The organism is Pseudomonas sp. FG6, assembly GCF_057809015.1.
Map to the genome: position 1 here is coordinate 45,873 of NZ_JBMDJD010000003.1, position 23,175 is coordinate 69,047.

20 protein-coding genes and 1 tRNA gene are annotated in these 23,175 nt (G+C 61.9%); 13 read left to right on the top strand and 8 right to left on the bottom strand.

What is annotated here, in order from left to right; translation table 11 throughout:
• The first annotated feature begins 231 nt into the window (after positions 1-231).
• The gene (locus ACODSJ_RS02610; RefSeq protein ID WP_301279496.1) at positions 232-522 is read left to right on the top strand and encodes a type II toxin-antitoxin system ParD family antitoxin; all 291 of its coding nucleotides are present in this window, start codon (positions 232-234) and stop codon (positions 520-522) included.
• 2 nt (positions 523-524) lie between these two features.
• On the top strand, positions 525-881 hold the full coding sequence (locus tag ACODSJ_RS02615) for a type II toxin-antitoxin system RelE/ParE family toxin (protein ID WP_301279495.1): 357 nt from the start codon (positions 525-527) through the stop codon (positions 879-881).
• Between the two features lie 206 nt (positions 882-1,087).
• Here the strand turns inward: ACODSJ_RS02615 and ACODSJ_RS02620 are convergent, their stop codons facing one another.
• From ACODSJ_RS02620 to ACODSJ_RS02645, 6 genes are all read right to left on the bottom strand, one after another.
• Positions 1,088-1,387, bottom strand: coding sequence for an Arm DNA-binding domain-containing protein (locus ACODSJ_RS02620; RefSeq protein ID WP_301279494.1), 300 nt, complete (start codon positions 1,385-1,387; stop codon positions 1,088-1,090).
• 225 nt (positions 1,388-1,612) lie between these two features.
• A tRNA-Gly gene (locus tag ACODSJ_RS02625) sits at positions 1,613-1,688 on the bottom strand.
• A 63-nt stretch (positions 1,689-1,751) separates the two neighbouring features.
• On the bottom strand, positions 1,752-2,312 hold the full coding sequence (gene pgsA / locus ACODSJ_RS02630) for a CDP-diacylglycerol--glycerol-3-phosphate 3-phosphatidyltransferase (RefSeq protein ID WP_489100248.1): 561 nt from the start codon (positions 2,310-2,312) through the stop codon (positions 1,752-1,754).
• Between the two features lie 32 nt (positions 2,313-2,344).
• Positions 2,345-4,168 carry an excinuclease ABC subunit UvrC gene (uvrC, locus tag ACODSJ_RS02635; protein WP_489100249.1) on the bottom strand — a complete coding sequence of 608 codons (1,824 nt, stop codon included), beginning with the start codon at positions 4,166-4,168 and terminating at the stop codon, positions 2,345-2,347.
• Positions 4,169-4,170: 2 nt separating this feature from the next.
• A complete protein-coding gene (gene gacA / locus ACODSJ_RS02640) occupies positions 4,171-4,812 on the bottom strand; it encodes a response regulator transcription factor GacA (RefSeq protein ID WP_238964382.1) in 642 nt (213 codons plus the stop codon).
• Positions 4,813-4,940: 128 nt separating this feature from the next.
• Positions 4,941-5,375, bottom strand: a complete 435-nt coding sequence (locus ACODSJ_RS02645; protein ID WP_489100396.1) for a GNAT family N-acetyltransferase — start codon at positions 5,373-5,375, stop codon at positions 4,941-4,943.
• Between the two features lie 726 nt (positions 5,376-6,101).
• Between ACODSJ_RS02645 and ACODSJ_RS02650 the strand changes: the two genes are divergently transcribed.
• Positions 6,102-7,172 (top strand): 3-deoxy-7-phosphoheptulonate synthase, encoded by a 1,071-nt coding sequence (locus tag ACODSJ_RS02650; RefSeq protein WP_489100250.1) that lies wholly within the window; start codon positions 6,102-6,104, stop codon positions 7,170-7,172.
• 33 nt (positions 7,173-7,205) lie between these two features.
• On the opposite strand, the gene ACODSJ_RS02655 is transcribed toward ACODSJ_RS02650, so the two are convergent.
• Positions 7,206-8,267, bottom strand: coding sequence for a hypothetical protein (locus ACODSJ_RS02655; protein WP_489100251.1), 1,062 nt, complete (start codon positions 8,265-8,267; stop codon positions 7,206-7,208).
• A 327-nt stretch (positions 8,268-8,594) separates the two neighbouring features.
• On the opposite strand from ACODSJ_RS02655, the gene ACODSJ_RS02660 reads away from it, so the two are divergent.
• The 10 genes from ACODSJ_RS02660 to ACODSJ_RS02705 all read left to right on the top strand — a co-directional run bounded on the left by ACODSJ_RS02660 (position 8,595) and on the right by ACODSJ_RS02705 (position 21,782).
• Positions 8,595-9,473: an esterase/lipase family protein gene (locus tag ACODSJ_RS02660; protein WP_489100252.1), complete on the top strand. Its 879-nt coding sequence runs from the start codon at positions 8,595-8,597 to the stop codon at positions 9,471-9,473.
• A gap of 71 nt (positions 9,474-9,544) precedes the next feature.
• On the top strand, positions 9,545-9,826 hold the full coding sequence (locus ACODSJ_RS02665) for a peptidylprolyl isomerase (protein ID WP_260954483.1): 282 nt from the start codon (positions 9,545-9,547) through the stop codon (positions 9,824-9,826).
• Between the two features lie 233 nt (positions 9,827-10,059).
• Positions 10,060-11,928 carry an extracellular solute-binding protein gene (locus tag ACODSJ_RS02670; RefSeq protein ID WP_489100253.1) on the top strand — a complete coding sequence of 623 codons (1,869 nt, stop codon included), beginning with the start codon at positions 10,060-10,062 and terminating at the stop codon, positions 11,926-11,928.
• Positions 11,928-12,986: a microcin C ABC transporter permease YejB gene (locus ACODSJ_RS02675; RefSeq protein WP_489100254.1), complete on the top strand. Its 1,059-nt coding sequence runs from the start codon at positions 11,928-11,930 to the stop codon at positions 12,984-12,986. The genes ACODSJ_RS02670 and ACODSJ_RS02675 overlap by 1 nt, the downstream gene beginning before the upstream one ends.
• Positions 12,986-14,008: an ABC transporter permease gene (locus ACODSJ_RS02680; RefSeq protein ID WP_489100255.1), complete on the top strand. Its 1,023-nt coding sequence runs from the start codon at positions 12,986-12,988 to the stop codon at positions 14,006-14,008. Before ACODSJ_RS02675 ends, ACODSJ_RS02680 begins: the two co-directional genes overlap by 1 nt.
• Before the next feature lie 27 nt (positions 14,009-14,035).
• Positions 14,036-15,616 carry an ABC transporter ATP-binding protein gene (locus ACODSJ_RS02685; protein WP_489100256.1) on the top strand — a complete coding sequence of 527 codons (1,581 nt, stop codon included), beginning with the start codon at positions 14,036-14,038 and terminating at the stop codon, positions 15,614-15,616.
• A 79-nt stretch (positions 15,617-15,695) separates the two neighbouring features.
• A complete protein-coding gene (locus tag ACODSJ_RS02690; protein ID WP_489100257.1) occupies positions 15,696-17,111 on the top strand; it encodes a sigma-54 interaction domain-containing protein in 1,416 nt (471 codons plus the stop codon).
• Between the two features lie 292 nt (positions 17,112-17,403).
• The gene (locus ACODSJ_RS02695) at positions 17,404-18,795 is read left to right on the top strand and encodes a GntP family permease (RefSeq protein WP_489100258.1); all 1,392 of its coding nucleotides are present in this window, start codon (positions 17,404-17,406) and stop codon (positions 18,793-18,795) included.
• Between the two features lie 7 nt (positions 18,796-18,802).
• Positions 18,803-19,579 (top strand): 3-hydroxybutyrate dehydrogenase, encoded by a 777-nt coding sequence (gene hbdH, locus ACODSJ_RS02700; protein WP_489100259.1) that lies wholly within the window; start codon positions 18,803-18,805, stop codon positions 19,577-19,579.
• Between the two features lie 247 nt (positions 19,580-19,826).
• Positions 19,827-21,782 carry an acetoacetate--CoA ligase gene (locus tag ACODSJ_RS02705; protein ID WP_489100260.1) on the top strand — a complete coding sequence of 652 codons (1,956 nt, stop codon included), beginning with the start codon at positions 19,827-19,829 and terminating at the stop codon, positions 21,780-21,782.
• A 206-nt stretch (positions 21,783-21,988) separates the two neighbouring features.
• On the opposite strand, the gene ACODSJ_RS02710 is transcribed toward ACODSJ_RS02705, so the two are convergent.
• Complete coding sequence (locus ACODSJ_RS02710; RefSeq protein ID WP_489100261.1) at positions 21,989-23,104, bottom strand: PilT/PilU family type 4a pilus ATPase; 1,116 nt, start codon at positions 23,102-23,104, stop codon at positions 21,989-21,991.
• Positions 23,105-23,175: the final 71 nt, after the last annotated feature.

Sequence of the window (23,175 nt, forward strand, 5' to 3'; positions counted from 1 at the left end):
GACGGCCCAAGGCCCACACCAATCAAGCTGCCCCCCCCCGACGTCCGCCTGCAACAGCCTTTTTGGACTTTGTGCGCATGCAGTCCGGGTTAGCACGCGCTGTTCGGCGCGAAGGATGACCCCGTACGACACAGTCCGTCAGATACAAATCCCAAACGATGTGTTCGCAGGTAAAATGGCATAATATGCCAATGGTCGAAAGACCCTGTTTGCCCAGAGCTGGAGCTAATTATGGCGACGCGAAACGTTGTGCTCACCCCTCACCAGGAACAGGTTATCCAGGACCTGGTGCAGTCCGGCCGTTATCAGAATGCCAGCGAAGTGATGCGAGAAGGTTTGCGCCTATTGGAACAGCGCGTAGCCGAAGACACCGCCAAAATTGAGGCCCTGCGTCAGGCGACCTCGATCGGCATCATGGACCTTGAGCACGGGCGCTTTACTCAGATGAACGAAGGGGATCTGGAGCACTACCTCGAGGGCTTGAGCCTGGAGGCAACGATCCCCGCGAGAGAGAAACACTGAGCATGTCGCAGTATCGGATTTCCAACGCGGCGCGCGCCGACATTGTCGACATCCTCAGGCTCTCCCAGACGCAGTTCGGCGATCAAGCACGCCAGCGCTACCAGGCGCTGATCCTCGCGGCGCTGCAAGCGATTGCCGGCACGCCTTATCGCATTGGCAGCCACGACCGCGATGAGCTTGCACCGGGCCTTCGCAGCTATCACCTCATCTATTCACGCCAGCAGGCCAAACACCCCCATGGGACGGTCAAAAGCCCACGCCATATCGTGTTTTATCGTGTGGCAAACGACGACGTGATCGAGGTCGTAAGGCTCCTTCATGACGCCATGGAAGTGCAGTTGCACTTGCCTAATGACTGATCACCGACCTGGCCCAACGGCTTAACTGGCCATGAATAGCGAAGGTGAGGCGTCCGCCTCTACATCGCAACCTGAGCACCCTCGCTGTCAGCCGACTCGGCGGCTAATTGAAGCGGGAGGTTCTGGCCCGATAGGGCTATCGAGGCCCGCGACCAGAAACACGATGTTCAACTTGCGTACCACTTTCAATGCTGAACAACCGCTTCTTAGGCGTTTTCCGTGACCAAGCGCCTGACATTACGCTCCAGCTGTCGATGGACACGCGGATCGATGCCCCTAGTGATCAGCGCCCTCGCAACATCACGCAGAGCACGAGCATCTCGTAAGCTAATTTCAGGATAGGTACCGAGAGAAATACGGGGTTGCTTATCCGCCCAGGAAAAGCGGAAGTGCCAGCACTTGGCGCCTTTCGTATTCACGAAAAGGGCGAGGCCGTTGTAGTCAGGGAGGGTGTAGTCCTTAGCACGGGGTTTGGCGTGTCGGACCGAGGTATCGGTGAGAGCCATCGTACAATCTCCGTCTCGTTTGGATGGAGGAGATTTGTACGGTTTCCAGAGAGGCGAGTCCCACGAAAAAGTGATCTACCAAGCGCCGGATTAATGTACTAAAAAATGTACTAAGAAAACGTGGATAGCAGTGTTTTCGAGTGGAGCTTGCTGGAACTAAAAAAGAGGCCGAAGCCTCTTTTTTAAGTCTCTACAGATCTCAATAGAAACCCGTAGAACAATAATTGGAGCGGGAAACGAGACTCGAACTCGCGACCCCGACCTTGGCAAGGTCGTGCTCTACCAACTGAGCTATTCCCGCGTCTTGGTGTGGCGCATTGTATAGATTCCAATTACGCCGTCAACCCCTTGATTCAAAAAAGTTTTATTTCGGCTCCACGTCGGTCCGCAGATGCGGCCAGGCGGCGCGCAGGTATTGCACCATCGACCACAGGGTCAGGCCGGCGGAAATCATCAGCAATGCATAGCCCAACAGGACCCAGAAACTGAAATCCGAGGGGTTGGCCAGGAGGATCACCAGCGCCAGCATTTGCGCAGCGGTTTTCCATTTGCCCAGGTTCGATACGGCGACCTGGGCACGGGCACCCAGTTCGGCCATCCATTCCCGGAGTGCCGATACGACGATTTCGCGGCCGATGATCACCGCCGCCGGCAGTGTCAGCCAGAAGTTGCCGTGTTCCTGCACCAGCAGCACCAGGGCCACTGCGACCATCAGCTTGTCGGCCACAGGATCGAGGAACGCGCCGAAGGGCGTGCTCTGCTCCAGGCGTCGGGCCAGGTAGCCGTCCAGCCAGTCCGTCGCGGCGGCGATGGCGAAGACGGTGGCGGAGGCCATGTAGCTCCAGTGGTACGGCAAGTAGAACAGCAATATGAAGATCGGGATGAGCAGGACGCGTAGAACGGTAAGCAGGTTTGGGATATTCATCGGCACAACTGGCTGCGAGGTTGACGGGCATTCTACTCGCTATGCAGGTTTGCATAAATCGACTCAGCGAGCTTTTTACTGATACCGGGTGCTTTGGCTATCTCTTCGATGCTGGCACGAGACAGTTCCTGCAATCCACCAAAATGTTTCAACAAGTCGCGACGTCGCGTCGGGCCGACGCCTGCCACACCTTCGAGTGTAGACGTCCGGCGCGTCTTGCCACGGCGGGCACGGTGTCCGGTGATAGCGAAACGGTGGGCTTCGTCGCGGATCTGCTGGATCAGGTGCAGCGCCGGCGAATCGCCCTTGAGGGTGAACTCATGGGCGGCGTCGTTCAGGTACAAGGTCTCGAAGCCGGCCTTGCGCGTCGCACCCTTGGCCACGCCCAGCAGGATCAGGTCGGGAACCATCAGTTCATTGAGGACATCGCGGGCCATGGACAATTGGCCTTTGCCGCCGTCCACCAGCAGGATGTCCGGCAACTTGCCCTCCCCGTCCTTCAGCTTGCCGAAGCGCCGCATCAGCGCCTGGTGCATGGCGGCATAGTCATCGCCCGGGGTGACGCCTTCAATGTTGTAGCGACGGTAATCGGACTTGATCGGACCTTCCGGGCCGAACACCACGCAGGAGGCCACGGTCGCCTCGCCACTGGAGTGACTGATGTCGTAGCATTCCAGCCGTTGTGGCGGCTCGTCCAGGTTGAGGACCTCAGCCAGGGCATCGAAGCGTGCTGCCACATGTTGACGGTTGGCTAGACGCGCGCCCAATGCCTGCTCGGCGTTGGTCACGGCCAGTTGCTGCCAGCGCGCTCGCGTTCCACGCACGCGATGGCTGATGGTCAGTTCACGACCGCGTAACGTGTCGATGGCTTCGATCAGGGCCGGAAAATCTTCATGGACCACGTTGACGATCAGCTCGCTCGGCAAGTCGCGTTCCGGACTGCTGACGTAGTACTGACCGAGAAAAGCCGACATGACCTCGGACACGTCTTCCTCGATACCCACCTGGGGGAAGAAGTTCTTGCTGCCCAGTACACGGCCGCCGCGCACGCTGATGAGATGGACGCAAGCACCGCCCGGGTTGGTGAAGGCGGCAATCACATCGACGTCGCCGCTGCCGCCTTCCATGCTCTGCTGGTCCTGCACGCGGCGCAGCAGGCCGATCTGGTCCCGCAACTCAGCGGCCCGCTCGAATTCCAGGTTGACCGAGGCCTCTTCCATCGCGCAGGACAGTTCGTCGGTCAGCGCATTGCTGCGCCCCTCCAGGAACATCACTGAGTGACGCACATCCTCGGCGTACACCTCGGGCTCGACAAACCCGACACAAGGCGCCTTGCAACGCTTGATCTGGTATTGCAGGCAAGGCCGGGTGCGGTTCTTGTAGTAGCTGTCTTCGCACTGGCGCACGAAGAACGTCTTCTGTAGCAAACCCAGGCTTTCGCGAATCGCCCCGGCGCTGGGGTAAGGGCCGAAATACCGCCCCTTGGCTTTCTTCGCCCCTCGATGAATGCTCAGGCGCGGAAACGCCCCATCCGACAGGAACACGTACGGATAGGATTTGTCGTCGCGCAGCAGGATGTTGTACGGCGGGCGCCATTCCTTGATCAGCGTCTGTTCGAGCAGCAACGCCTCGGTTTCATTGGCGGTGATGGTGGTTTCGATTTGCGCGATGCGCCCAACCAGGGCCGAAGTCTTCGGCGCCAGGCCGGTCTTGCGGAAATAGCTGGCCAGGCGCTTCTTGAGGTTCTTGGCCTTGCCGACATACAGCAGGCGCGCATCGCTGTCGAACATGCGGTACACGCCGGGGCGACCGCTGCAAGTGGACAGGAACGCGCTTGGATCGAACAGGTCAGTCATTGTCAGGCGCTGGCGTCGACCATGCCGTGACGCACCGCCAACAGGGTCAGTTCGACATCGCTGCTGATCGAAAGCTTCTCGAAGATACGGTATCGGTAGGTGTTGACGGTTTTAGGCGACAGGCACAGCTTGTCGGAGATGATCTGCACTTTCTGGCAACCGACAATCATCAGGGCAATCTGGATTTCCCGTTCCGACAGTGCATCGAAAGGTGATTCGGTGGTCGGCTGGAACGACTTGATCGCCAACTGCTGGGCAATCTGGGGGCTGATGTAGCGTTGTCCGGCAAAAACCAGACGAATGGCCTGCACCATTTCGTTCAAGCCGGCACCTTTGGTGAGGTAACCCGCAGCACCCGCCTGCAACAAACGGGTCGGGAACGGGTCTTCTTCGCAGACGGTCACGGCAACGACCTTGATGTCCGGATGGCTGCGCAAGAGCTTGCGCGTGGCTTCGAGACCGCCGATGCCGGGCATCTTGACGTCCATCAACACCACGTCGGGCTTCAATTCACGCGCCTTGATCAGGGACTCTTCCCCGGATTCGGCCTGGCCAACTACCTGCAGGCCATCGATGTCAGCCAGCATTCGTGTAATGCCCGTACGGACGAGATCATGGTCATCGACCACTAACACCCTAATCAAGCAGACACCTCACGATTTGGTCTTGTTTGGATTGGATCACACCTTAGCAAAAAGCGCTCGCCAGACCTAGCGCAAAGGGGCATATAAAAGTTACAGCGCATCTTCTTGGACGCACGTACTTCAACGCCTCAAGCACCCGCATCCCGCTGCATCCTCAGGAAATATCCATCCTCGCCCATGACCCGCAATCCCATGCGTTCGTACAGCGCCCTGGCCGGATTGTCCTTGAAAACCGTCAGGCGCAAGGCCGGGCGACGCTCTTGGGCAACCATCTGCCAAACCTGTCCGATCGCCCAGGTACCGGCGCCCTGGCCACGAAACGCCTCGTCGATCTGCAATTCCCGGATATACAGCGCTCGCGCATCCCGGCTGAGACTGACAAAACCCAACGGCTGATCATCGCGGCAAACGATCCAGTTCTGCCGGATAACCCAGGCCAGGTCAAATGCTTCGTCCTGCCAGAGCAAATCATGCCTGAGGTAGTAGGCAAGCATGTTGTTGCACGTCAATTGCCGGGCGAACGTGATGTCACCGGCGGTTGCCTCATGCCATTGGAACCCCATGAAAACCTCGTCACAGGCAAAGACCGACCCGTTCTTTGCATAGCATAGCGCCGCGCCCGGTGACTGTTGCGCCATGTGCCGTCCCGGGAGGCGGCGATTCGAAGCGGTCAACGGGCACCTGGGCACAGCGCGCAAAGCCAAATTCTGTCACAAAGCCCGACAGACTCAAGCCAGGCGAACAATTGCATGGCGCCGATAGAATTTTCTGATTGAACCGGCGCACCACCCTCTAGTAAGCTCGGGACCACTCACCGGAGACAGATCATGCTGAACGCCCTCTCACCGCTTAAAACCGCCAGCGCCCCGCGCTCGGTTGCGGCTGCCCGGGTGAACGGCGCTCAAACTCCGGCCAGCTTTTATTTTGGGTATTGGTTTAGCCACTGGCGCGCCTGATACCCAACCGGCGCCCACTTTAAAACGGGTCGCCTTCCAGAGTTTTCCAAAACCCCCGGTCGGCCTCCCGACCGGGGGTTTTGTTTTTCAGGCCCCTACACATTCGCAGCACCAGACACTTGAGGATTGAACAATGAACTACGCCACTTATTACCGTTACGACAGCTTTGCCGCCTGGCGATTTACCAGCCACCGCTCGGGACAGCCTGCCGCCTCCGATCGGTCACCTACCGGTGGCATGCCTGCTTTGCCGGCCAGTACAACCCACTGTCGAACACCCCAATAGGGCCGGCGCGCGGGAACGAACCCGCGGCCCGTCCAGGAAGCCAGATCATGAATTCGTCCGTCTCTGCTTTGCCGCTGTCCACGCTCGCCCCAGCCAACGAAGCCCTGACCCTGCGTCTGCCCAGCTCGTTGCAGCTCAAGCATCAATTGCCCCTCAGCACCGCACTGAGCCAGCAAGTCAGCGCCCATCGCCAGGCGATCCGCGCAATCCTCGACGGTGAGGATTCCCGCCTGCTGGTCATCGTCGGCCCCTGCTCGATCCACGACCCGAAATCCGCCCTCGAATACGCCGCCAACCTGGCTCGCCTGGCCCACGAAGTAAGCGACAGCATGCTGCTGGTGATGCGCGCCTACGTGGAAAAGCCTCGGACCACGGTAGGCTGGAAAGGCCTGGCCTACGATCCCGGCCTGGATGGCAGCGATGACATGGCCGCCGGCCTGACGCTGTCTCGCGAGCTGATGCGCGAAGTACTGCAGCTTGGCCTACCCGTCGCCACCGAACTGTTGCAACCCATGGCCGCCAGTTACTTCGACGACCTGCTCAGCTGGGTGGCCATCGGTGCGCGCACCACCGAGTCGCAGATCCACCGGGAAATGGCCAGCGGCCTGGGCATGCCGGTCGGTTTCAAGAACGGCACGGACGGCGGCGCTGGTATCGCCTGCGATGCCATGCGCTCGGCCGCCCACCCTCATCGGCATTTCGGCGTCGACAGCCAGGGGCATCCGGCGATCATCCAGACCCCGGGCAATCCCGACACCCACTTGGTGCTGCGCGGCGGCCATCGCGGACCGAACTACGATCAGCAGAGCGTCGCGCAGATTCACAACGACCTGGCCCGTCTCAAGATACCGGCCCGGATCATGGTGGACTGCAGCCACGCCAACAGCGGCAAGGACCCGTTGCGCCAGCCACAGGTGTTCAATGACGTGTTGCAGCAACGCCTGCAAGGCAACCGTTCGCTGATCGGCATGATGCTGGAAAGCCACCTGTTCGAAGGTTGCCAGCCCCTGGGGGCTGCGATGCGCTACGGCGTCTCGGTAACCGATGGCTGCCTGGGTTGGGCGGCCACCGAGCAACTGCTGCTGCAAGCCCACCGCCAACTGCAAATGCCCGCCTGACTTCCTGCAAAGCGCCCCCGCCAGGGGGCGCCCTCATCCAGGCGCCTCGGCGCGAACCTGAACACTGACGCCGGGATAATGCTGGCTGACGTCATCCAGGCGCTCGACCTGATAAAACACCCGCACCGATCTGCCGCGCTGGCCTTGCCAATAACTGCCTGGCACCACGAAAGTCAGCGGCTGACCTGCCGTCGCCTCGGTGATTTCCCGCTCCTCGACATGGGCATAGTTGCCGTTGCACTGCAGCCAGACCGACTCGCCAGCCTCGAATCCAGCACCGTCGACCACCACCGTCACGCCGTTTTCCTGGACGTCGAGTTCCAGCCATCCGTCCTTCAGCGCGGCAATCCGCGGTGCTTTCAATGGCGGGCGCAGCAGCGGACCGATGCGCAATGACAAGGGCTTGGCCCGGCGCACCGAGTGCCCGTGGCGCACGACATAGGCCAGGGTCAGGCGATGGCCGAGATGGGGCGCGATCAGTCCGTGGTCCAGCCAGAACGATACCTCCCGCCCCATGGCGTGGGACTCGATTTCCAACACATCGCGCCAGAGCGCCCTGGCATCGCGGCTGGCCGTCAGGATCAGCCGGTCGCCGATGGCCATCCTGGCATAGGGTCGAATGGTCACGAGGGTTCCTTCGGGCACCCGACCTGGATCGAGGCTGCCACCCACCGCGTCATTGGCGACGGCGGCCGGCAGTTGCGCCGGCACGTCGCCGATCTCCAGCTGCAGGTGTTTTGAAACCAGGGTGGCCGGCAAGCGTTTGCCCGTCACCTGATAGGAGATCTCCAGCGAGCCACCGTCGAGCTCGGCGATATGGGGCTCGCGAACCACGAAAATGATGTCCCTCCCAACATGTCGCTCGGTGATGAACCTGCGGACCTCGTGCCGATAGGGCTCGTTGTCGGAATTGAGCCCGTGCCAGCGCAGCAGCACCTCATCTCCGCAGGCCATCATCGGGTATGGCTTGATGGTGATGACGGTCTTGCGCCAGGCAGGGTTGATCACCCCTCCCCTGGCGGCCGCCAGGATAGGCGCCGGCAGCCTCGCCTGTGCCGCGAGCAAGGCTCGCTGGGCAGATTGGTAAATGGTCATGTGTGTCTCCAGTCCTTGGATAAAGGCAGCGCTGTTCCGTAGCGCCACCTGAAGCAATCATTAAAGCCCAGCCAGCCCAAACCTGCAGTCGGACAAGACGACAGCGAGCGTGATCTTCTTGCCCTTGAAGCTGTAGCTGCCGAGCGACGGCGCCTATCGGAAGAATCCAGATACCTGGCCCATCATTCGGCCTCCCCCTGACCCTTCCCACTTTTTTTATTCCGGTTTCGGCCACTCACCTCGGCTTCTTCCTACACCGACGGCCAAGAGCCTGCATTAGAGTGAGGTGGCGAATTCAAGATGAACCTCTTCGAAAAAGGTACGAACATGCAACGGAATGCAACCACTCGATTTCCTATCCTGCTGGTCCATGGACTGTTCGGGTTTGACCGGATCGGCGGCGTCGAACTCTTCCACGCCATCAAACAGGCACTGCGCAGCGCGGGTGCCCGGGTGTTCATCCCGCATTTGTCCGCCACCCACTCCAGTGAAGCCCGTGGCGAACAATTGCTGAGCCAGGTCGAGCGCGTGCTGACGGGGACCGGCGTCGCCCGGGTCAACCTGATCGGCCATGGCCAAGGCGCGCTGGCCGCCCGTTATGCCGCTGCACGAAACCCCGAAAAAATTGCCTCGGTCACCTCGGTCAGCGGTCCCAACCATGGCTCCGAACTGGCCGACTTCCTGCACAAGGCCCTCACCCCGGGGCGCCTGCCGGAACGGGTAGCGAACAGAGTCGCCACGCTTTTCACGGATTTCATCTGCCTGCTCAGTGGACAGGCGCAGCTTTCACCCCGGGCCATCGCCTCATTGGCTGCGCTGACCACCGAAGGTGTCGGGGCGTTCAATGACCGGTACCCCCAGGGCCTGCCAAAAAGCTGGGGCGCCCATGGGCCGGCGGTGGTCAACGGCGTGCGCTACTACTCCTGGAGCGGCACGCTGCAACACCCACCCGGCGTTACAGCCAACGCCACAACGCCCCCGCAGCTTTTCTGCCAGGCGTTTTCCGAGTATTTCATTACCGAAGCCGGGCAGAACGACGGCATTGTCGGACGTTTCAGCTCGCACCTGGGTAAGGTCATCCGTTCAGACTACCCTCTGGATCACCTGGCCTCGGTCAACCAGGCAGCCGTTCCTGTGCCCAAGGGCGCTGACCCGGCGACGCTGTACCTGCGGCACGCCGAACGCCTGCGCAAAGCCGGCCTCTGATCGCGGGTGGCCTGTACTGGATGAATCCGGTAGGCTCAATGCCTTTAAAAATATCGAAAGGAATTACCTCCATGGCCAAAGCCACTGCCCGCCACATCCTGGTGTCCACCGAAGCCAAGTGCAACGAACTCAAGGCCCAGATCGAAGCCGGTGCCGATTTTGCCGAAGTTGCCAAGGCCAACTCCTCCTGCCCGTCCAGCCGCCAGGGCGGTGACCTGGGCTCGTTCGGTCCAGGCCAGATGGTCAAGGAATTCGACACCGTGGTGTTCAGCGCCCCGATCAATGTGGTCCAGGGCCCGGTCAAGACCCAGTTCGGCTACCACCTGCTAGAAGTGACCAGCCGTCAGGATTGATCCTGATTTATCGGCATAAAGCCACTTGTGGGAGCATGGCTTGCCCGCGATGAGCGATAACGCGGTTTAGCTGCTGAACCGCTGCGCAGCCATCGCGGGCAAGCCTTGCTCCCACAGGCCTGCTCCCACAGGTCTAGCGCCCACCGATAAATCCCTCTCGCCACAAGGGCTGGCGATTCATGCGCCGCTCGCGTACAAATCGTGTCATCGATCACCCGGCTCTAAGGCTGACAATGCGACTGGCGTTCCCTTCACTGCTATTGACTGCCCTGGCCCTGCTGACAACCGCCACCGGCGTCGATGCAGCACCGCAGCATGCCCTGACCGTCTACGGTGAACCGGCCAAGTACGCCGAAGGCTTCGGCCACTTCGCCTACACCAATCCCCAGGCGCCCAAAGGTGGAACGATGCGCCGCTCGGCCGTCGAGATCGGCCACTTCGACCATATCCTGCCCTACATCGACAAAGGCATCGGCGTCAGCCAGATCGACGGGATGCTGTATTCGCCGCTGGCCCAGCGCTCGCTGGACGAGCCCTATACCGTCTATGGCTTGGTGGCGCAGAAGATGGAGCGCGCCGACGATGGCCTGTCCCTGCGCTTCTATCTCAACCCCAAGGCGCGCTTCGCCGACGGCAAGCCCATCACCGCCCAGGACGTGCGCTACAGCTTCGAGCTGCTGATGACCCAGGGCAGCCTGCGCTATCGCACCCAGTTCGCGGCAGTCAAGGACGTGGTGGTCGAAGACGAGCGCACCGTGCGCTTCAACTTCAAGAACAACGAAAGCCGCACCCTGCCCCTGGACATCGCCACCCTGCCGGTCTTCCCGGAGCACTGGTGGAAAACCCGCGATTTCGCCAACGGCGGTGGTTATGAAGCACCATTGGGCAGCGGCCCGTACCGGGTGAGCAAGGTCGATTCCGGGCGCAGCATCACCTTCGAACGCAATGCTGACTGGTGGGGCAAGGACCTGCCGGTCAGCCGTGGACTCTACAATTTCGACCATTTCAGCATCGAGTATTTCGGCGACACCGACGTCGCCCGCCAAGTGCTGCGCGGCGGTGCCTATGACTACAACCGCGAATTCTCTGCCACCGGCTACTCCATCGGCTATGACAGCCCCGCTCTGCGCGACGGTCGCCTGCAAAAGGCCCACTTGGCCACCGAAGCACCGCAAACCGCCCAGGGTTTTGTGTTCAACCTGCAAAGACCGCAGTTCCAGGACCGCCGCGTGCGCCAGGCGCTGGCGATGCTCTGGGATTTCGAGTGGAGCAACCGCCAGATGATGCGCAACCTCTATGTGCGTCAGCAGAGTTACTTTTCCAACACCGACCTCGCCGCCTGGGAACTGCCCGGTGCGGGCGAGCTGGCGATACTCGAACCCTTGCGCGGGAAAATCCCCGATGAAGCCTTCACCCAGGTGTTCGAAGCGCCGAAAACCGATGGCAGCGGCGTGATCCGCGACAAGCAACTGCAAGCGCTGGCGTTGCTGGAGCAGGCCGGCTGGAAGCCCGACGGCGACCGCCTGGTGAATGCCGAGGGCGACCCCTTGAGCTTCACCTTTCTGAACAGCCAGAACGGCATCGACCGCCTGCTGTTGCCCTACAAGCGAACCCTGGCGCAGATCGGCATCGACATGAGCATCCGTCGCATCGACGCGTCCCAGTACGTCAACCGCCTGATGAGCCGCGACTACGACATGATCATCACCGGCTATCCTGTCAGCACCTCGCCGGGCATGGAGCTCTACAACTATTTCGGCTCGGCGGCGGCCAACGATCCGGGTGCCAACAACTACATGGCCTTGCAGAACCCGGCGGTGGACGCGCTGATCGACGGCCTGGTCAAGGCCACCACCCAGGCCGACATGCTGCGCCATGCCCACGCCCTGGACCGGGTGCTGCAATGGAACTACTACTGGATCCCCAACTATTACCCGCCGGGCAGTTCGACGGTGTGGTGGAACCGCTTCGGCATCCCGAAAGTGCAAGCGAGCAATGACGAAGCCATCGAAAGCTGGTGGGAAGTCAGCACCACGCCACTGACCAACGAGCAGATGAGCGCCGAACGCATCAAGCGCGGCTCACCCGGAGGGCCGCATTGATGTGGGCCTATATCGCGCGGCGCCTGCTGCTGATCATCCCCACGCTGGTGATCATCCTACTGGTGAATTTCGTCATCGTCCAAGCCGCCCCCGGCGGTCCGGTGGAACAGGCTATTGCTCACCTGCAAGGGATCGGCGGCGCCGGTATCGGCAGCTCGGGCAATGCCATGACCGGCAGTTCCCGGGCCAGTCGCGGCCTCGACCCGCAACTGATCAAGGACATCGAAAAACAATACGGCTTCGACAAACCGGCCCACGAGCGCCTGTGGCTGATGCTCAGCAGCTACGCCCGGCTGGATTTCGGCAAGAGTTTCTTTCGCGGCGCCACGGTCACCGACCTGATCCTGGAAAAAATGCCGGTGACCATTTCCCTCGGGCTCTGGGCCACGTTGCTCACCTACCTGGTGTCGATCCCCTTGGGTATCCGCAAGGCGGTGCGCCACGGCTCGGCCTTCGATGTGTGGAGTAGCACGGCGATCATCATCGGCTACGCCATGCCCGCCTTTCTCTTCGCGATGTTCCTGATCGTGGTGTTCGCTGGCGGCACGTCGTTGAACTGGTTTCCTGTGCGCGGGCTGGTGTCGGACGACTTCGAGTCGCTGTCGACCCTGGGCAAGGTCGTCGATTACTTCTGGCACCTGGTGTTGCCGGTGACGGCGCTGGTGATCGGCGGTTTCGCCACCCTGACGATCCTGACCAAGAACTCGTTCCTCAATGAAATCACCCGTCAGTATGTGGTCACGGCGCGAGCCAAGGGCATGAGCGAGCGACGGGTGCTCTACGGCCACGTGTTCCGCAATGCCATGCTGCTGGTGGTGTCCGGCATTCCCCAGGCGTTCATCAGCGTGTTCTTTGCCGGTTCCCTGCTGATCGAGGTGATCTTTTCCCTCGATGGCCTCGGGCGCATGAGCTACGAAGCCGCCGTGTCCCGGGATTATCCGGTGGTGTTCGGCTCGTTGTTCATCTTCACGCTGTTCGGCCTGCTCATCAAACTCATCGGCGACCTTTGCTACACCTTGGTGGACCCGCGTATCGACTTCGCTGCGAGGAACGCCTGATGTTCAAGTTTTCACCTTTGGGCCGCCGCCGCTTCGAGCGCTTCAAGAAAAATCGCCGGGGCTGGTGGTCGCTGTGGCTGTTCGTCGGCCTGTTCTGCCTGACCCTGGGCGGTGAATTGATCGCCAATGACAAGCCGCTGGTGGTCAGTTACCAGGGCTCGCTGTACTTCCCGGTGTTCAAGCGCTACACCGAGCAGGCGTTCGGCGGACAACTGCCATTCCAGGCCGATTACCGCAGCAGCTACGTGCAGAACCTGATCCACAAGGACGGCGGCTGGCTGTTGTTTGCGCCGATCCCGTTCAGCGACGACACGCCCAACTACGACCTCAACCAACCGGCGCCGAGCCCTCCCTCGACGGTCAACTGGCTGGGCACCGATGACCAGGCCCGAGACGTGCTGGCGCGGGTGATCTTCGGCGCGCGGGTATCGATCCTGTTCGCCCTGGCGCTGACCGCCATCAGCGCGCTGATCGGCATCGCCGCCGGTGCGTTGCAAGGCTACTACGGCGGTTGGGTGGACTTGCTCGGGCAGCGCCTGCTGGAGGTCTGGTCCGGGCTGCCGGTGCTTTACCTGCTGATCATCCTGTCCGGCTTCGTGGAACCGAATTTCTGGTGGTTGCTGGGGATCATGGCGCTGTTTTCCTGGCTGGCGCTGGTGGACGTGGTGCGCGCCGAGTTCCTGCGCGGGCGCAACCTCGAATACGTGAAAGCTGCCCGGGCCCTGGGCCTGACCGACCGCAAGGTGATCGTGCGGCATATCCTGCCCAATGCGATGAACGCGACCCTGAGCTACCTGCCCTTCATCCTTACCGGGGCCATCTCCACCCTCACGGCCCTGGACTTCCTCGGTTTCGGCATGCCGGCCGGCAGCGCCTCGCTGGGCGAGCTGATCGGCCAAGGCAAGCAGAACCTTCAAGCGCCCTGGCTGGGGCTGACGGCGTTCTTCACCCTGGCGCTGATTCTTTCGCTGCTGGTGTTCATCGGTGAGGCGTTGCGCGACGCCTTTGATCCCCGATCTTGATCCACGATCTTGAGGCAAGAGCTTGAAATGAGCGACAACCTGATCGAAATCCGCGACCTGAGCGTGGCCTTCAACGACCAGACAGTGGTGCGCAACCTGTGCCTGGACATCCGCCCCGGCGAGTGCCTGGCCCTGGTGGGCGAATCGGGCTCGGGCAAGTCGGTGACCGCCCATTCGATCCTGCAATTGCTGCCCGAGACCGAGAGCCGCACCAGCGGCAGCATCCGCTATCGCGGCCAGGAGCTGGTGGGCGCCGACACCCGGGCCCTGCGCGAGTTGCGCGGCAACCGGATCGCGATGATTTTCCAGGAGCCGATGACGTCGCTGAACCCGCTGCACAGCGTCGAAAAGCAGATCGGCGAAACCCTGATGCTGCACAAGGGCCTGGGCGGCAAAGCAGCGCGCCAGCGGATTCTGGAGCTGTTGGCCCTGGTGGGCATCCAGAACCCCGTCGAACGGCTCAAGGCGTACCCCCATCAACTCTCCGGCGGCCAGCGGCAACGGGTGATGATCGCCATGGCCCTGGCCTGCGAGCCGGAACTGCTGATAGCCGACGAACCGACCACCGCGCTGGACGTGACCGTGCAGCGCAAGATTCTGCTGCTGCTCAAATCGTTGCAACAGCGGCTCGGCATGTCCCTGCTGCTGATCAGCCATGACTTGAACCTGGTGCGCAGCATCGCCCAGCGGGTGTGCGTGATGAAGGCCGGGGAAATCGTCGAACAGGCGCCTTGCGAGACGCTGTTCAATGCCCCCAAGCACCCCTACAGCTGCGAACTGCTCCACGCCGAGCCGGAAGGCGAAGCCCTGCCCCGGGACGAACGCGAAGACGTGCTGCAAGTGCAGGACCTGCGAGTGAGTTTTGCCCTGGGCGGCGGACTGTTCCAGCGCAAGGAATACCTGCGCGCCGTAGACGGCATCAGCCTGAGCATCCAGCGCGGCAAGACCCTGGGCATCGTCGGCGAATCCGGCTCCGGCAAGTCGACACTCGGCCAGGCGATCCTGCGCCTGATCGAGTCCGAAGGCAGCATCCGCTTTAAGGGCGAAGCCCTCGACCAGCTCTCGCAAAAGGAACTGCGGCCGTGGCGCAAACAGATGCAGGTGGTGTTCCAGGACCCGTTCGGCAGCCTCAGCCCGCGGATGTCGGTGCAGCAGATCATCAGCGAAGGCCTTGAAGTCCACAGCTCGTCGAGTCCCCAGCAGTGTGAAGTCCAGGTGATCCAGGCCCTGAAAGAGGTCGGCCTCGACCCGCAGAGCCGCCATCGCTACCCCCACGAGTTTTCAGGCGGCCAGCGCCAACGCATCGCCATTGCCCGGGCACTGGTGCTGAAACCGGCGCTGATCCTGCTGGACGAACCGACCTCGGCCTTGGACCGCACCGTGCAGAAACAAGTGGTCGCCCTGCTCCGCCAGCTCCAGGAAAAATACGGCCTGACCTACCTGTTCATCAGTCACGACCTGGCCGTGATCCGCGCCCTGGCCCACGACATGATCGTGATCAAGGACGGCAAAGTGGTCGAACAAGGCGCCAGCCACGAGGTGTTCGACTCGCCCCGGCATCCGTACACCAAGGAGTTGTTGGCGGCGGCGCATCCGGGGTGGGCATAATCGGCGTCATGCAGTTGAACTGAGTCGCGGCCTTGCTCACGAAGAGGCCCGAACAGAACCCACAAATTCTGGAACAACCATGAACCCCACCGAAAGCCTCAAGGACTACAAGCGCGTACGTACGCTGGCGATCCGTTCGTTGTTCGAGATCATCGAGCAGTCCAGCGAAGGCACGGTGATTGTCGACCGTGATGCGAACATCGTCTGGATGAACGAACGCTACGCCCGGCGCTTTGGCCTGAACTCGGCGCAAGAGGCCATCGGTCGGGCTTGTGAGAGAGTGATTCCCAGCAGCCTGTTGCGTGAAGTGGTGCGCACCGGGCGGCCGATCCTGCTGGACATGCAGGACACGCCCAAGGAGCCATTGGTGGTGATGCGCCTGCCGATCCACGACAACGCCGGCGCGGTGATCGGCGCGATCGGGTTTGCCTTGTTCGATGAGTTGCGCAGCTTGTCGCCGATGCTCAAGCGCTATCAGAGCATGCAGGAAGAACTGGCCTCCACCCGCTCGCTCCTGCGGGCGCGGCAGACCAAGTACAACTTCGCCCACTTCATTGGCACCAGCAACGCCGGCCTGGAGGTCAAGCGCCGAGCGCGGCGCAGCGCCAGCACCGATTCGCCAGTGCTGTTGCTGGGGGAAACCGGCACCGGCAAGGAGTTGCTGGCCCAGGCGATCCACAGTGCCTCGCCCCGGGCGCACAAGGCGTTCGTCAGCATCAACAGCGCGGCGATCCCCGAGTCGCTGCTGGAAGCCGAATTCTTTGGCACCGCGCCTGGCGCCTTTACCGGCGCCGACCGCAAGGGCCGCGTCGGCAAACTGCAAATCGCCCAGGGCGGCACGCTGTTCCTCGACGAGATCGGCGACATGCCGTTGCCGCTGCAAAGCAAGCTGCTGCGGGTGTTGCAGGAGAAGGAATACGAACCGGTGGGCTCCAACGAGGTGCTGCAAAGCGATGTACGGGTGATCGCTGCCACCTCCACGGACCTTGAAGCGGCGATCCGCCGCGGTGAGTTCCGGGCCGACCTGTATTACCGTCTCAACGTGCTGCCGATCCAGGTCCCACCACTGCGCGAGCGCCTGGACGACTTGCCGGCCTTGAGCGAGGCGATCCTCGAAGAACTGCGCAGCCAGCACGAGCTGAACCAGGACGCCCTGGCCCTGCTGGTACAGCACGCCTGGCCCGGCAACATCCGCGAACTGCGCAACGTGCTGGAACGGGCCGCGTTGCTCAGCGACAACCTGCAACTCAATGCCGCCGATATCCGCGCCGCCATCGGCACCTTCATGCCGGTCACCCGCGCACCAGGCCCGAGCCTGGAGCCATTGCGCCAGGAAACCTTCAGCCAGGCCCGGGCGCGATTCGACCGGCAACTGATCGAAACCACCCTCGCGCAATGCGGTGGCAAGGTGGTGGAAGCGGCTGAGCGGTTGGGGCTGGGGAGGTCGACGTTGTACAAGAAGATGGTGGCGTTGGGGATTGCCGAGTCTCAATAAAGAGACTCTAGTCTCTAAACTTAGAAACCTCTTTTGAGAGCGCTTCGCGCTCATCGCGAGCAGGCTCGCTCCCACAGTTTTTGACCGCGCACACCGTCCCCCTGTGGGAGAGAGCCTGCTCGCGATGAGGCCAGCCCAGCCAAAAATCTCCAAACAGAGACAGCTCCCTCCAAGCCGCCTCTACAAAAATCAACAATCCCCTTATATTTCAGCAAGTTACCAACCTGGCACACATCTAGCTAAACCCTCTCCACCGCTTCACCACAACAATAACAATCCAGGAGACACACCCATGAGTGTGATCATTGCCTTGGCAGCCCTCGCGCTGCTGATGGTTGCCGCCTACCGCGGCTACAGCGTCATTCTCTTTGCCCCCATCGCCGCCCTCGGTGCCGTCCTGCTCACCGACCCGTCCGCCGTCGCCCCCGCCTTCACCGGGGTGTTCATGGAAAAAATGGTCGGCTTCATCAAACTGTATTTCCCGGTGTTCCTGCTCGGCGCGGTGTTCGGCAAGCTGATCGAGCTGTCGGGCTTTTCCCGCTCCATCGTCGCAGCGGCGATTCGCCTGTTGGGCACCCGCCAGGCCATGTTGGTGATCGTGCTGGTCTGCGCCTTGCTGACCTACGGCGGCGTGTCGTTGTTCGTCGTGGTGTTCGCGGTGTACCCGTTCGCCGCCGAGATGTTCCGCCAGAGCAATATCCCCAAGCGCCTGATCCCGGCCACCATCGCCCTCGGTGCGTTTTCCTTCACCATGGACGCCCTGCCCGGCACGCCGCAGATCCAGAACATCATCCCCAGCACTTTCTTCAACACCACCGCCTGGGCCGCGCCGTGGCTGGGCGTGATCGGTACTCTGTTCGTGTTCAGCATCGGCATGCTGTTCCTTCAGCGCCAGCGCAACAAAGCCCAGCGCGTGGGTGAAGGCTATGGCACGGAACTGCGCAACGAGCCGGAAACCGCCGAGGACATCAAGCTGCCCAACCCGTGGATCGCCGTTTCGCCGCTGCTGGCGGTGGGCGTCATGAACCTGCTGTTCACCCAGTGGATTCCCCAGTGGTACGGCAAGACCCACAGCCTGGCGCTGCCGGGCATGGCGGCGCCGGTGACCAGCGATGTCGCCAAGCTCACGGCGATCTGGGCGGTGCAAGCGGCATTGCTGGTGGGCATCGTCATGGTCTTGCTGTTTGGCTTGCGGGCCATTCGCAGCAAGTTGGCCGAAGGCAGCAAGAGCGCGGTGGGCGGAGCCTTGTTGGCAGCGATGAACACCGCATCGGAGTACGGCTTCGGCGCGGTCATCGCCTCCTTGCCGGGCTTCCTGGTGCTGGCCGACTGGCTCAAGAGCATCCCCAATCCGCTGGTCAACGAAGCCGTGACCGTCACCTTGCTGGCAGGCATCACCGGCTCCGCCTCGGGCGGCATGAGCATCGCCCTGGCGGCCATGTCCGAAACGTTCATCAACGCCGCCCACGCCGCCAACATTCCATTGGAGGTGTTGCACCGGGTGGCCGCCATGGCCAGCGGCGGCATGGACACCCTGCCGCACAACGGCGCGGTGATCACCCTGTTGGCCGTGACCGGACTGACCCACCGTGAAGCCTATAAAGACATTTTCTGCATTACGCTGATCAAGACCCTCGCGGTGTTCTTCGTGATCAGCGTGTTCTACGCCACTGGCATTGTGTGAGGTTCCAATGACGACAACCCTTTCGGGCAAGACAGCCCTGGTCACCGGTTCCACCAGCGGCATCGGCCTGGGCATCGCCCTGGGCCTGGCCAAGGCCGGCGCCAACCTGATCCTCAACGGCTTCGGCGACGCGTCGGCAGTGATCGCCGAGGTGCAACAGTTCGGCGGCAAGGTCGGCCATCATCCGGCCGACGTCAGCGACCCGGCACAGATCGCCGACATGCTCGCCTACGCCGAGCGCGAGTTCGGTGGCGTGGACATTCTGGTGAACAACGCCGGCATCCAGCACGTGGCCGCCGTGGAGGATTTCCCGGTGGAGCGCTGGGATTCGATCATCGCCATCAACCTGTCCTCGGTGTTCCACGCCACCCGTCTGAGCCTGCCGGGCATGCGCGCCAAGGGCTGGGGACGGATCGTCAACATCGCCTCGGTGCACGGCCAGGTCGGCTCGGTGGGCAAGGCCGCGTATGTCGCGGCCAAGCACGGGGTGATCGGCCTGACCAAGGTGGTCGGCCTGGAAACCGCCACCAGCAACGTCACCTGCAACGCCATTTGCCCGGGTTGGGTACTGACGCCGCTGGTGCAAAAACAGATCGACGATCGCATTGCCACGGGCGTCGACCCACAACAGGCCCAGCACGATCTGCTGGCCGAGAAACAGCCGTCGCTGGAATTCGTCACCCCACCGCAATTGGGGGAGTTGGTGCTGTTCCTGTGCAGCGAGGCCGGCAGCCAGGTGCGGGGGGCGGCGTGGAATATTGATGGGGGGTGGTTGGCCCAATAACACCGCAACCTCTGTGGCAAGCCTACTTTTGTGACAAGCCTGCTCTTATGGCTAGCCTGCCTTTGTGACAAACCTGCTTTTGTGGCGAGGGAGCTTGCTCCCGCTGGGTCGCGTAGCGGCCCCAAGAATCTTGTGTTGAACAAAAAAACTTGGGCCTGCTTCACAGGCCAGCGGGAGCAAGCTCCCTCGCCACAAAGAGTACCTTGTGCTGCAATGTTAATAAGCCCGAAAAAACAAGAGGCACCCCATGTCCGACATCCTCTGGCAACCCAGCCCCGAACGCATCGCCCAGTCGCGCATGAACGCCTTTCGCCGGTTCGTCAACGCGCGGCATCACCTGCAACTGAACGACTACCCCGCCCTGCACGCCTGGAGCATCGACCAGCGCGAAGCTTTCTGGCAGGCCATCGTCGACTTTTTCGAGATTCGCTTTCACCAACCACCCACCGAGGTGCTGGTGGAAGGCACGCAAATGCCCAGCGCCCGCTGGTTTCCCGGGGCGACCCTGAACTTCGCCGAACACCTGCTGCGCCGTCGTGACGAAGCGGTGGCCGTCGTGGCCCTCGACGAAAACGGCGGTCAGGAACAACTGACCTGGACCGAACTCGCCACCCACGTCGCCGGCCTGCAAAAAAGCCTGCAAGCGGCGGGCGTGACCCAGGGCGACCGGGTCGCCGCCTGCATGCCCAACACCTGGCAGACTCTGGTGGGCATGCTCGCCACCACCAGCCTCGGGGCGATCTGGTCGTGTTCGTCGCCGGACTTCGGCACCCAAGGGGTCATCGACCGATTCGGCCAGATCGAGCCCAAGGTGCTGATCACCTGTGCCGGTTATCGCTACGCCGGCAAGGTCATCGACCAGCGGCCCAAGGTCAATGAAATCCTCGAACGGCTGCCGTCGTTGCGGCAATTGATCGTGCTGCCTTACGCCCAGCCCGATGCCCGGGTCGAGGACTTCAAGACCCAGGCCACTGTCGCGTTGTGGGACGGTTTCTATCAACCCGGTGGCGAACCGGAATTCGTCAGCGTGCCGTTCGACCATCCGCTGTACATCCTCTACTCCAGCGGCACCACCGGCGTGCCGAAATGCATCGTCCACGGCACCGGCGGCGTGTTGCTGCAACACGTCAAGGAACACGGCCTGCACGTCGACCTCGGCCCCGAGGATCGGCTGTTCTACTACACCACCTGCGGCTGGATGATGTGGAACTGGCTGGTCTCGGCCCTCGCCGTGGGCAGCGCGGTGGTGCTCTACGACGGCTCGCCGTTTCACCCCGGTCCCGAACGCCTGCTGGATCTGATCGACCAGCAGCGCATCAGCGTGTTCGGTACCAGCCCCAAGTTCCTCGCGGCCCTGGAAAACCAGGGCTTCAAGCCGCGACAGAACCATGACCTGGGCAGCCTGAAAACCATCCTGTCCACCGGCTCGGCGCTGGCGCCCCACAGCTACGACTACGTGTACCGCGACTTCAAGCCTGACGTTTGCCTGGCCTCGATGTCCGGCGGCACCGACATCGTCTCCTGCTTCGTCAACGGCAACCCATTGTCAGCGGTACGCCGGGGCGAGATGCAGGGCAAGAGCCTGGGCATGGCGGTGCAGGTCTGGAATGAAGCCGGTAAAGCGGTCATCGGTGAAAAAGGTGAGCTGGTGTGCACCCGGCACTTCCCGGCGATGCCCATTGGCTTGTGGCACGACCCTCATCAGCAAAAGCTGCGCGCCTCCTATTTCAGCCAGTTCCCGGGTGTGTGGGCCCAAGGGGATTACGCCGAAGAACTGCCCCACGGCGGTTTCCTCATCCACGGCCGCTCCGACGCCGTGCTCAACCCCGGCGGCGTGCGCATCGGCACGGCGGAAATCTATCGGCAGGTGGAGAAAGTCGAGCAAGTGCAGGACAGCGTCGCCATCGGCCAGCAATGGCAGGGCGATGTGCGGGTGGTGCTGTTCGTGCGCCTGCGCGATGGCGTGACGCTGGACGAGGCCCTGGAACAGCAGATCCGCCAGGTCATCCGCAGCAACACGACACCGCGTCATGTACCGGCGAAGATCCTCGCGGTCAGCGACATTCCACGGACCATCAGCGGCAAGGTGGTGGAGCTGGCGGTGCGTAATGTGGTGCATGGCGAGGTGGTGAAGAACACTGACGCCCTGGCCAACCCCGAGGCGCTGGAGCAGTTTCGTGATCGGCCGGAGTTGGCGGACTGAGCACTACAGGCAGCTTTTCGTGGCGAGGGAGGATTTATCTGTGGCGAGGGGATTTATCCCCGCTGGGCTGCGAAGCAGCCCCAATGCAGTCAACTCCATCAGTCTGATAGACCGGGATGTTAGGTTTTAGGGCTGCTGCGCAGCCCAGCGGGGATAAATCCCCTCGCCACAAATACCCCCTTTGCCACAGGGTTGCATCCGCACGATCAATCCACGAGCCCCCACTCCCCCGCCGCCGCATCGGGCGGTGTCCCCGCGCCTGACTCGGCATGCAGCTTGAGCCGCAACCGCAGGTTGTTCGCCGAGTCGGCATTCTTCAAGGCTTCTTCCTCGTCAATGGCCCCTTCGACCACCAGGTTGAACAGCGCCTGGTCGAACGTCTGCATCCCCAGTTCTTCCGACTTTTCCATGATGCCCTTGAGCTCGCCCAGTTCGTTGCGCCGGATCAGGTCGGCCACCGTGGGCGAGCCCAGCAACACCTCCACGGCGGCCCGGCGCTGGCCGGTGCGGGTGCGTACCAACCGCTGGGAGACGAACGCCTTGAGGTTGTTGCCCAGGTCACTCAATAACTGCGGGCGACGCTCTTCCGGGAAGAAATTGACCACCCGGTCCAGGGCCTGGTTCGCGTTGTGGGCGTGCAAGGTGGAGATCACCAGGTGCCCGGTGTCGGCAAAGGACAGCGCATGCTCCATGGTCTCGCGGTCGCGGATCTCGCCGATCAGCACCACGTCCGGGGCCTGGCGCAAGGTGTTTTTCAGGGCTGCATGGAAACTGCGGGTGTCGACACCGACCTCGCGCTGATTGATGATCGATTTCTTGTGGCGATGAATGTATTCCACCGGGTCTTCGATGGTGATGATATGGCCGCTGCTGTTGCGATTGCGATAATCGATCAAGGCTGCCAGGGAGGTCGATTTGCCCGACCCCGTCGCCCCGACGAACAGCATCAACCCCTGTTTCTGCATGACGCTCTCGAGCAGCACTTTGGGCAGCTTCAGGTCTTCGAAGCGCGGGATATCCAGCTTGACGTTGCGTATCACCATGGACACGTCGTTGCGCTGCTTGAAGACATTGACCCGGAACCGCCCGACGCCGGACAGGGAAATCGCCAGGTTCATTTCCAGTTCCCGATCGAACTCAAGGCGTTGTTCGGCGTCCATCAAGGACTCGGCGAGCCCGGCAATGTCGCCGACCTTGAAGGCCTGGTTGCCCAGGGGCTTGAGCAACCCCTCGAATTTTGCGCACGGCGGTGCGCCGGTGGACAGGTAGAGGTCAGAGCCGTCCTGGCTCGCCAGGATGCGTAACAAAGGATCGATTTCCATGATCTGAAACTTCCGCGCTTATCATCTTCACAGGATAGTAGACACCGCAATACCGACATGAACTCCAGGAA

Coding starts and splice junctions, on each gene's coding strand:
- ACODSJ_RS02610 (WP_301279496.1), top strand. CDS start 232: ATGGCGACGCGAAACGTTGTGCTCACCCCTCACCAGGAACAGGTTATC.
- ACODSJ_RS02615 (WP_301279495.1), top strand. CDS start 525: ATGTCGCAGTATCGGATTTCCAACGCGGCGCGCGCCGACATTGTCGAC.
- ACODSJ_RS02620 (WP_301279494.1), bottom strand. CDS start 1,387: ATGGCTCTCACCGATACCTCGGTCCGACACGCCAAACCCCGTGCTAAG.
- pgsA (WP_489100248.1), bottom strand. CDS start 2,312: ATGAATATCCCAAACCTGCTTACCGTTCTACGCGTCCTGCTCATCCCG.
- uvrC (WP_489100249.1), bottom strand. CDS start 4,168: ATGACTGACCTGTTCGATCCAAGCGCGTTCCTGTCCACTTGCAGCGGT.
- ACODSJ_RS02645 (WP_489100396.1), bottom strand. CDS start 5,375: ATGGGGTTCCAATGGCATGAGGCAACCGCCGGTGACATCACGTTCGCC.
- ACODSJ_RS02650 (WP_489100250.1), top strand. CDS start 6,102: ATGAATTCGTCCGTCTCTGCTTTGCCGCTGTCCACGCTCGCCCCAGCC.
- ACODSJ_RS02655 (WP_489100251.1), bottom strand. CDS start 8,267: ATGACCATTTACCAATCTGCCCAGCGAGCCTTGCTCGCGGCACAGGCG.
- ACODSJ_RS02660 (WP_489100252.1), top strand. CDS start 8,595: ATGCAACGGAATGCAACCACTCGATTTCCTATCCTGCTGGTCCATGGA.
- ACODSJ_RS02665 (WP_260954483.1), top strand. CDS start 9,545: ATGGCCAAAGCCACTGCCCGCCACATCCTGGTGTCCACCGAAGCCAAG.
- ACODSJ_RS02670 (WP_489100253.1), top strand. CDS start 10,060: ATGCGACTGGCGTTCCCTTCACTGCTATTGACTGCCCTGGCCCTGCTG.
- ACODSJ_RS02675 (WP_489100254.1), top strand. CDS start 11,928: ATGTGGGCCTATATCGCGCGGCGCCTGCTGCTGATCATCCCCACGCTG.
- ACODSJ_RS02680 (WP_489100255.1), top strand. CDS start 12,986: ATGTTCAAGTTTTCACCTTTGGGCCGCCGCCGCTTCGAGCGCTTCAAG.
- ACODSJ_RS02685 (WP_489100256.1), top strand. CDS start 14,036: ATGAGCGACAACCTGATCGAAATCCGCGACCTGAGCGTGGCCTTCAAC.
- ACODSJ_RS02690 (WP_489100257.1), top strand. CDS start 15,696: ATGAACCCCACCGAAAGCCTCAAGGACTACAAGCGCGTACGTACGCTG.
- ACODSJ_RS02695 (WP_489100258.1), top strand. CDS start 17,404: ATGAGTGTGATCATTGCCTTGGCAGCCCTCGCGCTGCTGATGGTTGCC.
- hbdH (WP_489100259.1), top strand. CDS start 18,803: ATGACGACAACCCTTTCGGGCAAGACAGCCCTGGTCACCGGTTCCACC.
- ACODSJ_RS02705 (WP_489100260.1), top strand. CDS start 19,827: ATGTCCGACATCCTCTGGCAACCCAGCCCCGAACGCATCGCCCAGTCG.
- ACODSJ_RS02710 (WP_489100261.1), bottom strand. CDS start 23,104: ATGGAAATCGATCCTTTGTTACGCATCCTGGCGAGCCAGGACGGCTCT.